General features: G+C 60.9%; 21 protein-coding genes and 3 pseudogenes. 9 read left to right on the top strand and 15 right to left on the bottom strand.

The genetic code is table 11. The features are described 5' to 3' along the window. Nucleotides 1-62 precede the first annotated feature (62 nt). From ECTHA_RS0115870 to ECTHA_RS0115860, 3 genes are all read right to left on the bottom strand, one after another. Entirely contained in the window at nt 63-641 is a 579-nt protein-coding gene (locus ECTHA_RS0115870; protein ID WP_238984822.1) for a DEAD/DEAH box helicase family protein, read from the bottom strand. 186 nt (nt 642-827) lie between these two features. Continuing rightward, the gene (locus ECTHA_RS0115865; protein ID WP_025280980.1) at nt 828-1,256 is read right to left on the bottom strand and encodes a putative toxin-antitoxin system toxin component, PIN family; all 429 of its coding nucleotides are present in this window, start codon (nt 1,254-1,256) and stop codon (nt 828-830) included. Nucleotides 1,257-1,265: 9 nt separating this feature from the next. After that, entirely contained in the window at nt 1,266-1,517 is a 252-nt protein-coding gene (locus ECTHA_RS0115860) for a type II toxin-antitoxin system Phd/YefM family antitoxin (RefSeq protein ID WP_025280979.1), read from the bottom strand. A gap of 238 nt (nt 1,518-1,755) precedes the next feature. Here ECTHA_RS0115860 and ECTHA_RS19695 point away from each other — a divergent pair. Further along, nucleotides 1,756-2,183: pseudogene (locus ECTHA_RS19695) on the top strand (Rpn family recombination-promoting nuclease/putative transposase); the annotation flags it as partial. On the opposite strand, the gene ECTHA_RS19690 reads toward ECTHA_RS19695, so the two are convergent. The 6 genes from ECTHA_RS19690 to ECTHA_RS0115825 all read right to left on the bottom strand — a co-directional run bounded on the left by ECTHA_RS19690 (nt 2,140) and on the right by ECTHA_RS0115825 (nt 4,751). After that, on the bottom strand, nt 2,140-2,397 hold the full coding sequence (locus ECTHA_RS19690) for a nucleotidyltransferase family protein (RefSeq protein ID WP_084307079.1): 258 nt from the start codon (nt 2,395-2,397) through the stop codon (nt 2,140-2,142). The pseudogene ECTHA_RS19695 and the gene ECTHA_RS19690 sit on opposite strands and share 44 nt — an antisense overlap. A 3-nt stretch (nt 2,398-2,400) precedes the next feature. Next, nucleotides 2,401-3,246 (bottom strand): DUF429 domain-containing protein, encoded by an 846-nt coding sequence (locus ECTHA_RS0115845; protein WP_025280977.1) that lies wholly within the window; start codon nt 3,244-3,246, stop codon nt 2,401-2,403. A 56-nt stretch (nt 3,247-3,302) separates the two neighbouring features. Then, nucleotides 3,303-3,743: an HIT family protein gene (locus tag ECTHA_RS18700; RefSeq protein WP_203225303.1), complete on the bottom strand. Its 441-nt coding sequence runs from the start codon at nt 3,741-3,743 to the stop codon at nt 3,303-3,305. Between the two features lie 90 nt (nt 3,744-3,833). Next, nucleotides 3,834-4,373: a GNAT family N-acetyltransferase gene (locus tag ECTHA_RS0115835; protein ID WP_025280975.1), complete on the bottom strand. Its 540-nt coding sequence runs from the start codon at nt 4,371-4,373 to the stop codon at nt 3,834-3,836. 40 nt (nt 4,374-4,413) lie between these two features. Next, nucleotides 4,414-4,560, bottom strand: a complete 147-nt coding sequence (locus ECTHA_RS19960) for a hypothetical protein (RefSeq protein WP_156946847.1) — start codon at nt 4,558-4,560, stop codon at nt 4,414-4,416. Then, on the bottom strand, nt 4,557-4,751 hold the full coding sequence (locus tag ECTHA_RS0115825; protein ID WP_025280974.1) for a serine hydrolase: 195 nt from the start codon (nt 4,749-4,751) through the stop codon (nt 4,557-4,559). Before ECTHA_RS0115825 ends, ECTHA_RS19960 begins: the two co-directional genes overlap by 4 nt. Before the next feature lie 367 nt (nt 4,752-5,118). Between ECTHA_RS0115825 and ECTHA_RS0115820 the strand changes: the two genes are divergently transcribed. Together ECTHA_RS0115820 and ECTHA_RS0115815 are read left to right on the top strand one after the other, a co-directional pair. After that, nucleotides 5,119-5,412 (top strand): type II toxin-antitoxin system RelE/ParE family toxin, encoded by a 294-nt coding sequence (locus ECTHA_RS0115820; protein ID WP_025280973.1) that lies wholly within the window; start codon nt 5,119-5,121, stop codon nt 5,410-5,412. 9 nt (nt 5,413-5,421) lie between these two features. Then, entirely contained in the window at nt 5,422-5,724 is a 303-nt protein-coding gene (locus ECTHA_RS0115815) for a HigA family addiction module antitoxin (protein WP_026623879.1), read from the top strand. Nucleotides 5,725-6,138: 414 nt separating this feature from the next. Here the strand turns inward: ECTHA_RS0115815 and ECTHA_RS0115810 are convergent, their stop codons facing one another. After that, the gene (locus tag ECTHA_RS0115810; protein WP_025280972.1) at nt 6,139-7,062 is read right to left on the bottom strand and encodes a nucleotidyl transferase AbiEii/AbiGii toxin family protein; all 924 of its coding nucleotides are present in this window, start codon (nt 7,060-7,062) and stop codon (nt 6,139-6,141) included. Then, a complete protein-coding gene (locus ECTHA_RS0115805; RefSeq protein WP_084307077.1) occupies nt 7,052-7,870 on the bottom strand; it encodes a type IV toxin-antitoxin system AbiEi family antitoxin domain-containing protein in 819 nt (272 codons plus the stop codon). The genes ECTHA_RS0115810 and ECTHA_RS0115805 overlap by 11 nt, the downstream gene beginning before the upstream one ends. Nucleotides 7,871-8,273: 403 nt before the next feature. On the opposite strand from ECTHA_RS0115805, the gene ECTHA_RS18695 reads away from it, so the two are divergent. The 5 genes and pseudogenes from ECTHA_RS18695 to ECTHA_RS0115785 all read left to right on the top strand — a co-directional run. Then, a complete protein-coding gene (locus ECTHA_RS18695) occupies nt 8,274-8,585 on the top strand; it encodes an antitoxin Xre-like helix-turn-helix domain-containing protein (protein WP_203225302.1) in 312 nt (103 codons plus the stop codon). Nucleotides 8,586-8,589: 4 nt separating this feature from the next. After that, on the top strand, nt 8,590-8,655 hold the full coding sequence (locus tag ECTHA_RS20765) for a hypothetical protein (protein WP_473216906.1): 66 nt from the start codon (nt 8,590-8,592) through the stop codon (nt 8,653-8,655). Then, on the top strand, nt 8,639-9,016 hold the full coding sequence (locus ECTHA_RS20565; protein ID WP_169738294.1) for an RES family NAD+ phosphorylase: 378 nt from the start codon (nt 8,639-8,641) through the stop codon (nt 9,014-9,016). The genes ECTHA_RS20765 and ECTHA_RS20565 overlap by 17 nt, the downstream gene beginning before the upstream one ends. A 64-nt stretch (nt 9,017-9,080) precedes the next feature. Further along, on the top strand, nt 9,081-9,344 hold the full coding sequence (locus tag ECTHA_RS20735) for an RES domain-containing protein (protein WP_169738299.1): 264 nt from the start codon (nt 9,081-9,083) through the stop codon (nt 9,342-9,344). A 21-nt stretch (nt 9,345-9,365) separates the two neighbouring features. Further along, a pseudogene (locus ECTHA_RS0115785) lies at nt 9,366-9,632 on the top strand (Rpn family recombination-promoting nuclease/putative transposase); the annotation flags it as partial. A 60-nt stretch (nt 9,633-9,692) separates the two neighbouring features. Here ECTHA_RS0115785 and ECTHA_RS0115780 read toward each other — a convergent pair. The 4 genes from ECTHA_RS0115780 to ECTHA_RS20760 all read right to left on the bottom strand — a co-directional run bounded on the left by ECTHA_RS0115780 (nt 9,693) and on the right by ECTHA_RS20760 (nt 11,634). Beyond that, the gene (locus tag ECTHA_RS0115780) at nt 9,693-9,983 is read right to left on the bottom strand and encodes a nucleotidyltransferase family protein (protein WP_008933016.1); all 291 of its coding nucleotides are present in this window, start codon (nt 9,981-9,983) and stop codon (nt 9,693-9,695) included. Next, nucleotides 9,953-10,426 (bottom strand): type II toxin-antitoxin system RelE family toxin, encoded by a 474-nt coding sequence (locus tag ECTHA_RS19685; protein ID WP_084307075.1) that lies wholly within the window; start codon nt 10,424-10,426, stop codon nt 9,953-9,955. Before ECTHA_RS19685 ends, ECTHA_RS0115780 begins: the two co-directional genes overlap by 31 nt. Further along, nucleotides 10,410-10,634 (bottom strand): type II toxin-antitoxin system RelB family antitoxin, encoded by a 225-nt coding sequence (relB, locus tag ECTHA_RS0115775; protein WP_025281197.1) that lies wholly within the window; start codon nt 10,632-10,634, stop codon nt 10,410-10,412. The genes ECTHA_RS19685 and relB overlap by 17 nt, the downstream gene beginning before the upstream one ends. A gap of 724 nt (nt 10,635-11,358) precedes the next feature. Continuing rightward, nucleotides 11,359-11,634, bottom strand: coding sequence for a DinB/UmuC family translesion DNA polymerase (locus tag ECTHA_RS20760; RefSeq protein ID WP_084307071.1), 276 nt, complete (start codon nt 11,632-11,634; stop codon nt 11,359-11,361). A 394-nt stretch (nt 11,635-12,028) separates the two neighbouring features. On the opposite strand from ECTHA_RS20760, the pseudogene ECTHA_RS20095 reads away from it, so the two are divergent. After that, nucleotides 12,029-12,332, top strand: a pseudogene (locus ECTHA_RS20095) (hypothetical protein); the annotation flags it as partial.

The following is a 12,332-nucleotide window of genomic DNA, read 5'->3' as shown; positions in this document are numbered from 1 at the left end:
CAGACAGAAAATTTCCTGGATTGCGCCCATAATCCTCGAGTCAAAAAGCACGGTTGGACGGATCACAATCCAACAATTGGATGACCCAATTCCGGCAGGTCGTCCAGCAGCGGGCGTCGACGCTGCAACACCTGCCATGATCGGGCAGCAAGATCCGTCAGGGTGGGCGCGGCAGCGTGGTGGAATTCATCCACGACGATGTAATCGAAATGCCCCGGCTCAAAGTTCTCCAGGTGATCCATCCTGCCCAGGGTCTGGATGGAGGCGCAGAGGATATCCACCCGGGCGTCCCGCTGGCGGCCGTGATAGAAGCCGATCCGGGCGCTGGGGCGGATGCGGGCAAAGGTGGCGGCGGCCTGGTTGAGGATCTCTTCCCGATGGGCCACGAACAGGATCCGGCGGGCGCCCATCTGCTGCGTGTCGAAGGCGGCGAGCCAGGTCTTGCCCAGGCCGGTGGCCATGACCACCAGACCACCCCGGTAGCCATCCAGGCGTGTCTGCTCCAGTGCCTCCAGGGCCTGCGCCTGAATGTGCGTGGGCGTGGGCGGCGGCTCCGACTCGGTGCTGCCCGGCTCCCATGAACGCTCCGGCAGAATGCGGCGGGCTTCGTAGGCGTCGATCCACTCGTCCGACAACGGCACGCTGGCCGGATCACTGAACAGGGCCTGAAAGCGCGCCCGGGTTTCCAGAAAGCCCTTGTCACCCGGATAGTTGATCCGGTAGTTCCATTCCAGCCCCTGCTGCAGGGCCTGGCGGCTGATGTTGCTGGAGCCGATGAAGGCGCAGCCCCAGTGTGCATCGCTATCCTGCGAGCCGGCAAACAGAGTTTATGGCAACGCAAGATAATCGGCCGGCGAGAGGATGCGCAGCCCGTGGCTTTTCCAAAAGTCACTGCCAAGTATCAACAAATCCTGATCGCCGGTGACCAGATATTGTGCCTCGCCATTGAGGGCCACATGCAGCAGCATGTCATCCTTCGGATCGCGACAGGCCTGGATGCGATGCTGAATGGGGATCACACGGACGACTCCGCCGAGCAATTGGAGAAATTGCCGTCGCGCTTCGAGAGAAACATAACGATCAAACTTGTGGCGGGAAAGGACATTGGCCAATTCGGTCAATGTTTCTTCGGAGGCCAGCAGAACGCCTTGGGCCAGCGACTTGTCCACGGCACGCCCGGCTGTGCCTTGTGGCACCAGCATGCGGCTGATCAGGGTATTGGTGTCCAGGACCAAGCGGGTTTCTTCCGTGCGCATCGCCGGTTTTCAATCGTCCGAGGCGAGCAACTCAGCCAGTTTGGCTTCGTCCAGGCCGGCGGCTTTGGCCTGACTGCCGATGCGGTCACAAAAACGCTGAAACTCGGCGACGTTGAGTCTTGTCAGGCGTTCGTACTCTGCCATGGAAAGCACCACGGCAACATCACGCTTCTGGCGCTGGATAATCACCGGCTCCCGGCTGGCGGTGTCGATTAACTTGGCAAAGCCCTGTTTTGCCTCGCTGGCGGTGATGGTGCGCATGAGCCCCTCCTTCTTGCAGGGAGCAAGATTTTGTCTACTTTAGACAAAACAGACAAAATATCAAGCGGGTTCCGACCCCACCAGCGCTTTCTTGCCCATGGCTTTCTCGATGAAAGATGTGGTGGATATCCAATCACCGGCCCCAGGATGCGGTTTCATTCGAGTATCTCGACGCACCTTTGCGGTATCCTCATCATGGCCTTTTTCATGACACCGGATGACCAGACCACCTATCTCCATGACCCATCACGACAACAGCTACAAGCTGCTCTTTTCTCACCCACGCATGGTTCGCGACCTGCTGACCGGTTTCGTCAAGGAAGCCTGGGTGGAACAACTCGATTTCACCAGCCTGGAGAAAGTCAGCGGCTCCTATGTGACCGACGAACTGCGTGATCGCGAGAATGACATCATCTGGCGCATCCGCTGGGGAAAGAACTGGCTCTATGTGTACCTGCTGCTGGAATTTCAAAGCAGCGTGGATCGGTTCATGGCGGTGCGCATCATGAGCTATGTGGGGCTGCTCTACCAGCACGCAATGTGGTCGCCACCCTCTTCCGGCTGGAGAACAACCGTGACGAGCAGGAAATGCTCAACGTCCTGGGCAAGCTGGTCGACTGGCTCAAGGCACCCGAGCAGACGGGCCCGCACCAGGCCTTCTTGGAATGAATACGGCGCGTGTTGCTCCCCCAGCGGGCACGCCGAAATAACGTTTGGAGGTAGAGGGACCGTCGGAGGCCACCAGCACATCGACATCGCTGCCACTCCTTGCCGTATCACGGGCGGTGGAGCCGAACAGGGCCAGCCGGGTCACGCCGAAACGGGCCTGCAACTCAGGCTTGCTGCGGCTTAGCAGGTCAGGGGCACACTGTCTGTCCATCGCTCAGCCTCCAAGGGCGGACTCAGTGCGCACCACATCCCTCGGACACCAGATCGCCGCATCCTCATCACCCAGGGGCACTGTGCGCCCCGCAAGGTACTCCACCCCCACCCACGCACAGACCAGCGCATCCAGGACATCCTCATACCGCTTGAGCTCGGCCAGACTCTTCACGTTATCCGGGGTCGGGAGTACCAGCGTCATCCCCTCAAAGACCTGACCCAGCGCCTCACGAATGGCACCGAACTCGCGCAGGAGACTCCTGATCCGCTCTGGCAACGGCTCCCCCGGCCAGTATTTCGTCGACTTGCTGACCTTGTACGGGACCCGGCGCGAACGCTTCAGCAAGGACAACAGGGCCACATGGGGATACACCTCGAGAAACTGCTGCCGTCCCGGTGACGGCGTTGCCGTGGTGGCCAGCGCGTAACCGGTCGCAGACAGGAAATCCGAGATTCGGGCACCCAGCTGGCCTGGCCGTGTCGCGGTGGGCGAATGGGCCGCGCACCAGCGGCTGGCGAATTCCCGGGAGACCACCCGATCCGCCCCGCGCCGGGTCGATAACGGGGTTTTTGCCACCGGCATGTCGAGGGTGACCAAGTCCACCGGTTGTCCTGCCAGGCGCTCCGCCGCCTCGAGCAGCTGAGGCAACTTTGGTTCACTGCCCGGGATGCGCCTCACAGTCCAATCGGTGGTGATGCCCGCCGCCAACTCCACAAAACCTTGATAGCTGGGCGCCAAAGCGATGCAATGCCAATCGCACCCTCGCTGCTGAACCAGGGCCAGGCCACTGGGCTGGGTGGGTGTCCAGGCGGCATCAATGGCAAGGATTGTCTGGCATGGGTTCATGGCATCATTTCAATGTTTGAACCTGGTCGAACAGGCGCTGTGTTGAGCGAGCCGGCCTATCGCACGCGGTGAGATTCAGTCTCGTCAAGAGCATGAAGATCCAGCGCGCTGCGCAGATGGGCCACCAGGTCCGCCTGCTCCCCAGGATCGTAAGGCTGCGGATCACCGTGCCCCCAGACCGGCCCTGGCCAGGCGGGATCACCCGCGTGGCGCCCCACCACATGCCAGTGCAACTGGGGCACCAGATTACCCAGCGTCGCAAGGTTGGTCTTTTCAACGCCGGGCAGGAGTGACAGCACACGGGCACACTCGGCAAGCACCCCGTCCACCGCAATGCGCTGACCCGGCGCGAGCTCCCACCACTCGCGGAAGCAGCCCATCGCCGGGATCACAAGCAGCCAGGGATAGCGCGCATCCCGAAATAGCCGCACCAGGCAGCCATCCCGCATGCCCACTGCCACGCTGTCCGCCTCCAGACGTTCATCCAACTCGAACACGGCGATTCCTCATGTCGACCCACATCGCACGCAGGATACATGCAGTTGCTCGATCCGGCCGCAGTATGGATCGCTTGGATGTGAGCGTCCTTACCAGAAGACAGGATCATTGAGCGCCGGGATACAGTGGGGTACCCCCTTGAAAGGCAGCACCTCCCCACCCGTCAGGGATTGTCCCAGCCAGCCTTCGGGCTGCTTCAATTCAAAGGGCGCCGGGGCCAGCGACTCGGTGATGGGCTTGAAGCCGACACGCGAATAGTAGCTCGGATCACCATAGGTCAGGACCACGTCAACCCCGGCGTTCCTCAGCGCTTCCAAGCCATGGGCCAGGAGTTTCTGGCCGACACCCTGCCCCTGCCACTCGCTCGCAACGGCCACCGGCGCAAGGATGAACACGGACCGGTCATCCTGATCGTAGGTCAGCCGGGAAAAGATCGCCCCGCCAACAATGGCTCGATCCCTCTCGGCGAGGAAGACATGGAGATCCGGCTCGGCGGTACCGGCCATCTGATGGCGGACCAGATTGCCGATCAATGCGCCCTCCTCCGCGCCCTCGGCGCGGGCAAAGGTCGCATGGAACAGATCAATGATGTCCTGCTCCTGCCCTTTGAACGCTTGCGAAAATTTCATGGGTGGCTCTCCTTCAGGTCTCCTCCCATCAACACGGCAGTCACGGCTCCCGAAGCGGCAGTCGGCGCCCGAAAAGATGCAGCGCCTGTGCCCGACCATGACCGTCACGGACAAAATAGCCGGTCACACCCGGCAGGGGTCCGTCCACGAACACGTACCGAGCCGCCTGGCCGCTCACGAGTTTCACCTAAATGTCTTGCCGATGGATCCCGCCTGGAACAGCGTGCGCTCATCGACCGGTAACGGGTTCTCGATGCTCGTCACGCCATGGCAAGCAAAACTCACCTTTCCGGCGTGCCACACACCCGCGGCCACGCCGGGCACGGCGAACGCCTCGGCGAGATCGGCAATCCACTCCTGCAGCGCATGCGGGTTCATGCGTCATAATGTCCACCCACTTGCCCGGGTTGTCCACCGGAGATACTTCGATGGCGCCTGCATGCCGGACAGTTTGGCGCCCAACACCACCCGCAGAGCCGGTTTAACCTGCATGCGAAGGTAGGCTGGTGTCGGGTGTCGGCCCTGAATAGTCGCTCACGTCATGCGCACAGGAGTCCGCAATCGAAAGCTTTGCGGGCGCCCCCGCCAGCTTAATCCCATTCAGAACCGTTCAGGTCAGACGGCAGATCGCGCAGACACCGGCAAGCGACACAGGCACCCCGTTGCGACTGGCAATCAGTCGTCCTGATGCCGCCGCAGCACCCCGGTCGTTGCCATAGCATGAGACCCGTGATACCGTGTTTCCATGATCATTCGCTTCAAGGATCGGGGCACAGAAGATATCTTCAACGGGTTTGGGTCAAAGGCCGCCCGCAAGGTCTGCCCGCAGTCCCTTTGGCGGGTAGCCGCAAGGAAGCTGGAATTGTTGGACTCTGTTGAGAGCGTCGAGGAACTGAGAGTCCCGCCCGGTAACCGACTGGAAGCCCTGTCCGGAGAGCGAAAGGGGCAACACAGCATTCGGGTCAACGAGCAATACCGAATCTGCTTCGCTTGGACGGACTCTGGCCCCGATCAGGTTGAAATCACGGATTGCCACTGAGGCTGAATCATGGTTCGAATTCCCACACACCGCCCCCCGACTCATCCCGGCGCAATGCTGGCGGAAGAGTTCCTGGAACCGATGCAGATCTCCCAGCGCCACCTCGCGGATGCGCTTCATGTGCCGTATCAGCGCATCAACGAACTGGTTAACCAGAAGCGCGGCATCACCCCAAGCACTGCACTGCGTCTGGCGCGCTTTTTCGGAATGTCGCCCGATTTCTGGTTGAACCTGCAGATGCGCTGGGATCTGTTCAAAGCCCAGCAATCGGAACAGGCGGAACTGGAGCAGATCCGGGAATTCCGTTCGTGAAGCCATACTGCTTGAGCAGGGATACCGGGACGCCTGTCCAGCGGCACAGGACGAAAACCGGCATTGCAGGACTGGCGACGGATTTTCGTTTTGCCTGATCTGGAGTACCGCGGGCTTCCAGCCAACTCCGTGAGGTGGCGCAATCTCTCGCTACAATTACTTCCCACAGTACAGTCTTCCCAATCTTGAGTGAGTGTCCGCTGCATCGTTCTTTGCGGCCGCTAGTCCCGGGCGTCTTGGTGCCCGCTCAGGGTCGCCAAGAGACAGCGATCGGCAAGGCACCTCCAATACCCGCGCCCTGCCTTGGGAATCGCAGTGTCCAAAAGCAGGCCGACCCACGGGCGGTCTTGGCAGTGGCCAGGACATCAAACCCGGCTTCCCCTGCTCGCGCTAACAAGCTCACGGCCCCATGGGCTACGAGTTGCGGAAAAGATTTTCGAGTTCCTTGCGCTGCGCGGCATGTTTGGCTGCGTTCTCGTGCGCAAGCTTTTTCAGGTTGAAGAGTTTCCAGCGGACGGCTGGAAGGGTTTGTGCCTGCGGCAAGCCGATCGCGCCAAAATCAGGTTCGCCATCATGCAGGCTGAGTAGGAATTGCACGATGTTGTCACACAGGCGACCGCGGATATCAGCGATGAGCCGACACCTGGTCGCTTCGAGTTCGTCGACGGAGATCGGGATGGTCGTCATGCCGACGAATTCCCTGGCATAAGGTTCGTTCAGATCACCCAATCGGGGCGCGAGCAGTTCATGCGTCGGGCGCGGGGAACTGGCGATATAAACCAGGAAGGTGCGGAACAGTGCGTCGGTCAGCCCTTCGTGTTCGTAGAGCAGCTTGATATCGAACAGGTCGCGCGGGTGCTGGCGATCGACCGCCGCATGGAGTTTGCCACCGAACAAATCCTCAAATGACACAACCTGGACGGCGGCATAGCCGAATTCATCTTCGACCGTTGGTGATACGGCGCGGCGTTCAGGATCGTGCACGACGCCCCGCGTGACCGGTGAGATTTCGATTTTGACTTCGGCGCCGTCGAGCCGGGCTCGGATACGGGTGGCGCCGCCACTGCCACCCTCGATGCGCTGCGCGCGGAGACGCGGAATGCCGGCGTTGGCCGCGTCCATGATCCTGTCGAGCGTCTCGTTGATCTCCCTCAGACTTTCCGCTCGGTCCTTGACCGGCAGGTAGGTCAGGTCGATATCTACCGACAGGCGCGGCATGTCGTGGTAGAACAGGTTGATGGCAGTGCCGCCCTTGAGCGCGAACACGGGTTCCGCCTCGATGAAGGGCAGCAGGCGCACCAGAAGCGCGACCTGTGCACTATAGGCGTCACGGGCCATCGGCATCTCCCGTTGGGATATCAACGAATTCGGGCGGGACCATGATGCGGTAGCGCGGATGGATTTTGCCGCCCGTTATCAGGGCGCGGTCACCCGTGCCGAGGTTGAAGTCGTCGGGGTCAAGACGCTCGCGCCAGACATGTTTGTGGCGGTCGGCGAAGACGAAGAATAGGCGTCTGAGCTTGATCTTGCGGCAGCTCTGCAGCAGCGCCGTCAGCTGGCGGGGCCGCATCGTCGCCAGCCCCTCGAAAACCATGTCAAGGTTATGGAAACTCTCATGCGCCGGCAGTTCGTCAAGTGCTTCGAGGATCGCGCGCTCGGGCGAGGATATTCGGAGCGTCCAGCCCCAGGGCAGCGTCGGGGCATTGCCATGTTTATATTCCGTCAGACCGAGCGACGGGTCATCGAACAGGGACAGGGGGCGGCTGATGAGCGGTGCATCGAGGGTGAGGCGCGACAGCCAGCCTGGTGTGTCACTGCCGTAGACCCACACGGGCGGATGCGCACCCAGCGGGAGATAGTGGCGGTAACCCTGGAGGTCAAGGGCAGACATGCCGCCGACATGGACTTGATAAGCCATGATTTTCTGGAGAGACAGGATGCAACTCTTCCAGTCCGGAGGGGCTGAATGCGGCGTGGGGCGACGGAAGACACCGCGCTCCAGGCGCTCCAGCCAGCCGCGATCCACGTATTTCCGGGTGAGGAACCGGCTGACGCCGTGGTTCTCCAGCCAGCGCGCATCCACCACAAAGCCTGCGGGAACAGCTTCCAAGACACTCTTCAGCTTCCCCTCTTTTTGTGCACTCATGGTACACATTATGAGTAATATTCGAAGAGTAATGCAAGCCTGCTTCGGACTTGCATGATTATGGGTACTTCCGGTCGCCGGCACGAATTGCAATGTCCCAAAAAGGATGCCCTCGATGGAGGTTTTCGGGCGTCCGCAGGGCAGCAGTGAGGAGTCGTTCGTGAGCAACGGCTCGACGGCGGCTCAGGGTCGGCAAAAGCCAGATATTCGCAGGCACCAGATCACATGGTACGCCGTTTGATAGACGCAATTACGTTTCGTGACAACATCGACCATGGGTCATGGTTTACACCACATGGTGCGCTTCGCGAACCAGAAAGACAGAAAGATCATTTGAGCGCTATAATTAAAAGAACGATCAAGTGTTCCATAACGAAACAGGCCATTTCCCAGGAGGTGCCCCATGCAGACGATGACGACGGAGCAACGCCAGAAACTGGCTGCCGCCGGGTTGCGGGCTTATCCAAACATTGCCCGGGCATGGGGGCTCAAGGAGCAGGAGGCAGCGCGACTGCTGGGGGTCTCCGGCCCAACCTATAGACGCTGGAAGCGTGACCCGGAACGGGTACAGGCGGATGTGAACCTGCTGGAGCGTCTCTCCCTGATTCTCGGCATCTACAAAGCGCTGCATATCCTGCTGCCAAGGCCCGAATCCGCGCATGGCTGGGTGAGACGACCGAACACCAACCCCCGCTTTGGCGGACCCCCCCCTTGAACGCATGCTTGGGGGGCATGTAGCAGACCTGGTGGCTGTGCGGGAGCATCTGGATGCCGCCCGAGGCTGATCTTCTCGCCCAGTTTTCAGAGGTGGAGGTGCATTGGCCCAAGAGCTACCGGATCGTACCTTCCCGTTTCCCACCCATAGACCTCTTCGAGGGTGTTGCCGGACAAGCCGGCGATCTGGCGGCCCTCCATGAGCTCGAGGGCCTGACCTCGAATCGCCTGCGCGAGGCGGCCGGCGAGATCCATCTGGTACCCGAACAGGATCGCCGATTCGGGCCCGGATACACGCCGGTCATGGCCGCCTTTACCTACCCGGCCCAGAGTCGTTTTTCCGATGGGGGCTACGGCGTGTATTACTGCGCCCGAGACGAGCACACCGCAGTGGCCGAAACCCGTCATCACCGCGTAGCGTTTCCTCCGTGAATCATCGGAACCCTCGATCAACCTGGAAATGCGGGTTTAGTCTGGCAGACGTTGCCGGGCGCCGCTGCTCGACCTCTCGCGCCCCCACTGGCACGCCCTACCTCGACCCCACGATTGGCGGCCTTCGCAGCATCTGGGACTTCAGGCCCGACAGGCAGGTCGTTACGGATTCATCTATCCCAGTGTAAGGGATGCCGAGGGCGGTCTGTGTGCGGGTGTCCTGAGACCACCCGCCCTGGGGCCAACCCGTCAGGGCAGGCACCTGCAATATCGATGGGATGGCGAAAGGATCACCGACATCATTGAACTGAGGGCAACGGGATATTGACCTCGGGCCAATGATTCAGCCCTGGAGAAGGTCAGCGGCTCCTATGTGACCGACGAACTGCGTGATCGCGAGGATGACATCATCTGGCGCATCCGCTGGGGAAAGGACTGGCTCTATGTGTACCTGCTGCTGGAATTTCAAAGCAGCGTGGACCGGTTCATGGCGGTGCGCATCATGAGCTATGTGGGACTGCTCTACCAGGATCTGATCCGCCAGAACAAACTGACGCCCAGCGGCAAGCTGCCACCTGCCCTGCCGGTGGTGCTCTACAATGGAGAGGAACGCTGGCGCCAGGAGGGGCTATCGATCATGTCGTCGAGGTAGAAACGCCATTCGCGCTGCCTGGCATCAGACATTGACTCGCTCCTGTTCAATGTAGGGGCGAAGCTCCGGCCGCAGGGCCTTTTCTGTGACCAGGTCGACCGGGCAGCCAAACATGTCCTCCAGGTAGAACTGCACGCCGAAGTAACGTTTGGAGGTGGCAGGGCCGTCGAAGGCCACCAACACATCGATATCGCTGCCACTGCTCGCCGTATTACGGGCAGTGGAGCCGAACAGGGCCAGTCGGGTCACGCCGAAACGGGCCTGCAACTCAGGCTTGCTGCGGCTTAGCAGGTCAAGGGCACGCTGTCTGTCCATCGCTCAGCCTCCAGAGGGGGATTCGTCGTCCGGGCTTTCGCGCACCCGAAATCACTGGGCGGACGAGGGCCGTTCAAAACCACCCGGCAATATAACATCTGCCATCTGCGCAAACGCATCGGTGAAGGCCGAGGGCATAATCCGGAAAAACCCTCGGCCTGCAGCCAGAATCCGTGTGAGAAAAGGAGGGTGGAATAATCTGGGAAACAACAGGCGGGGAAGCCGTATTCATGATCCTCGATGCTCGCGATGACTCGGTAGTTGCCCACCCGGTAGCGCCATAGGTCTCCCAGCTGGCCGGTCAGCGGCTTCCCGATTTGCCGGGGATCCTCCAACGGTTGCAGACGATGACGCAGAAAGTCCCGGATGCGCTTGGCATCTGCATGACCGATCTTCTTCAGCTGCTTCAGGGTGTCGTCGGTGAGCTCAATCCGCCAGGCCAAGATCGCGCTCCACGTCCTCGAGGCTGTGCGTCTTCATCTCCCCGCGTCGAACTTGGGTCAAGGCCTTCTCGGCCATGTAGATGTCCTCCAGGTCGTCCAAGTGTTCCAGGATGGCCTCGCGGGCGTAGTAGCTCTTGGTGCGACCGGTGGCCTTGGCCAGCGCCTCAAGGCGTTGCTCAATTTCAGGAGGGAGGCGTACTGCCAGCATGGGGACGTTCCTATGAGGGTAGATGTCATACAAGTATAGCGCATGGGTGGGTCAGCTAACCCCGGGGGTAGCTGGTTCAGGCAGGACCGGGCGGGTCAAGCTCACCCTTGATCTGTATCATGACTGAGCAGAACGTATTTTTCGAGGTTACCTCTAAAGCGTTGTTGGGGTTGGCACGATGGCTGGATCAGCGGCGTGACCCGGAGGCGCTTGTAGACTCCCACCTCTTGGACTCGGCTCGGGACGGCCACTTCATCTCTACTCAAGAGGGCGGGATAGGAGGCCCTGAATAGGGTGGGACGTAACAGTTAAGCGCCGTCAACTTACGCAGCCAGAGGCTTTGGAGGCCGAGAAGGCGATTGGACGGATTCCCGTTCGGTTGATGTCCGTAGATATACATAGCTCGCTGCAGCTTGCTCTGGAGCAAGACATTTACGCGTATGACGCATATTTCTTGCGATGCGCGCAGGAGCTGTCGTGTCCATTGCTGACCCTTGATCGTCGCATGAAGCAGGTGGCGACAGAACTTGGGATCAGGTTGCTGGAGTAAGCGTGATGAAGGTATTTACATACTCTGAGGCTCGGCAAAACTTGTCGAAAGTGCTGGTCCTGGCTCAGCGCGAAGAGGTAGAAATCAGGAGAAAGGACGGCAGTACATTTTCGCTACGCGCGAAGCGTAGGGAGCCCAGGTCGCCGTTTGACGTACCTGGAGTCAGCGCGAGAGTCACAACGTCAAACATACTTGACGCGGTCCGGGACTCCCGCGAACGCTAACAAATACTATTGGCATGGGCAGACGAAGCGGAAGTAATCTGTCCGGTTCGAGCGGTTTGATGCCTACGGTCCGTCCACGCACGCCCAGCGCCTGCAGATCAGCGGCCACCCGTTCGCAAAGTGCCACCAGGATCCCGGTGAGCTCGGCACGGTCATGTCTCGGGTGCAGGTCACGCTCGAAGGTGGTCTCGCGACTGACCGACTTTCGCTCGGCCTCCGTGACCACCGGGCGGCGGTCATCAGGCCCATGCCGGAATGCACACCCCGGGCGCGCGCCTCGTAGGTCGCGGTGGTCACCACGCCTCGGCCACGGTAGTCACGCAGTTGGGTGAACTGAAGGACACCATCGTCGCCGGCCATCGGGTCCGTGACGCCGCTGTTGTTTCCCACCCCAAATCGCTGATCACCGCCTGATCTGAAGCGGATTATTTCCTCGTTGATAGAGCCAGCGTGGTGGCAGAGTGTGAGTCGGGTGTGAGGCGAAGTGCCCGGATTGATTCACCGGGCTGGCGGATCGGGGCGGACAGGGGCATGATCTGAGGCCAACCCATAAAAGTGGCCCGCCACGGTAGCCGCCGTGCGGGCCGGTGGCCGGTGTGCTATTGCGGTTGAGAACGCCTTTGACCGGCGAACAATACGTTACCCAGCAAGGCTGGTTGAAAGCAAGCCTGACGTGTTGTCCGCTGCATCCTGCCGGGGGCTGTGGCTTTGCCCGCCACGGCAGCTATGCGCGCAAGCGGCCTCGGGGGGCACGGATCGCCCGCTGGTATTGCCCGCAGGGGCACCGCACGTTTTCCCTGATACCTGATTGTCTGGCGGCCCGCTGGTCGGGGAAGCTACAGGCGGTGGAAGTGGCGGTGATGACCGCGGAGATCGCGCCCAGTCTGGTGGCGGCCGCCAGGATGCTGCGCCCCGAGATCGAGG

The sequence above is a fragment of the Ectothiorhodospira haloalkaliphila ATCC 51935 genome (assembly GCF_000633935.1).
Lineage (GTDB): Bacteria > Pseudomonadota > Gammaproteobacteria > Ectothiorhodospirales > Ectothiorhodospiraceae > Ectothiorhodospira > Ectothiorhodospira haloalkaliphila.
The sequence above is the reverse complement of the archived record's forward strand: the minus strand, read 5'-3'. Positions and strand labels throughout refer to the sequence as shown.

What these genes read in the sequence shown, in the direction of transcription:
- ECTHA_RS0115865 (WP_025280980.1), bottom strand. Translation starts at nt 1,256, where the DNA reads ATGCGCACGGAAGAAACCCGCTTGGTCCTGGACACCAATACCCTGATC.
- ECTHA_RS0115860 (WP_025280979.1), bottom strand. Translation starts at nt 1,517, where the DNA reads ATGCGCACCATCACCGCCAGCGAGGCAAAACAGGGCTTTGCCAAGTTA.
- ECTHA_RS19690 (WP_084307079.1), bottom strand. Translation starts at nt 2,397, where the DNA reads ATGGACAGACAGTGTGCCCCTGACCTGCTAAGCCGCAGCAAGCCTGAG.
- ECTHA_RS0115845 (WP_025280977.1), bottom strand. Translation starts at nt 3,246, where the DNA reads ATGAACCCATGCCAGACAATCCTTGCCATTGATGCCGCCTGGACACCC.
- ECTHA_RS0115835 (WP_025280975.1), bottom strand. Translation starts at nt 4,373, where the DNA reads ATGAAATTTTCGCAAGCGTTCAAAGGGCAGGAGCAGGACATCATTGAT.
- ECTHA_RS0115825 (WP_025280974.1), bottom strand. Translation starts at nt 4,751, where the DNA reads ATGAACCCGCATGCGCTGCAGGAGTGGATTGCCGATCTCGCCGAGGCG.
- ECTHA_RS0115820 (WP_025280973.1), top strand. Translation starts at nt 5,119, where the DNA reads ATGATCATTCGCTTCAAGGATCGGGGCACAGAAGATATCTTCAACGGG.
- ECTHA_RS0115815 (WP_026623879.1), top strand. Translation starts at nt 5,422, where the DNA reads ATGGTTCGAATTCCCACACACCGCCCCCCGACTCATCCCGGCGCAATG.
- ECTHA_RS0115810 (WP_025280972.1), bottom strand. Translation starts at nt 7,062, where the DNA reads ATGGCCCGTGACGCCTATAGTGCACAGGTCGCGCTTCTGGTGCGCCTG.
- ECTHA_RS0115805 (WP_084307077.1), bottom strand. Translation starts at nt 7,870, where the DNA reads ATGAGTGCACAAAAAGAGGGGAAGCTGAAGAGTGTCTTGGAAGCTGTT.
- ECTHA_RS18695 (WP_203225302.1), top strand. Translation starts at nt 8,274, where the DNA reads ATGCAGACGATGACGACGGAGCAACGCCAGAAACTGGCTGCCGCCGGG.
- ECTHA_RS20565 (WP_169738294.1), top strand. Translation starts at nt 8,639, where the DNA reads ATGCCGCCCGAGGCTGATCTTCTCGCCCAGTTTTCAGAGGTGGAGGTG.
- ECTHA_RS0115780 (WP_008933016.1), bottom strand. Translation starts at nt 9,983, where the DNA reads ATGGACAGACAGCGTGCCCTTGACCTGCTAAGCCGCAGCAAGCCTGAG.
- relB (WP_025281197.1), bottom strand. Translation starts at nt 10,634, where the DNA reads ATGCTGGCAGTACGCCTCCCTCCTGAAATTGAGCAACGCCTTGAGGCG.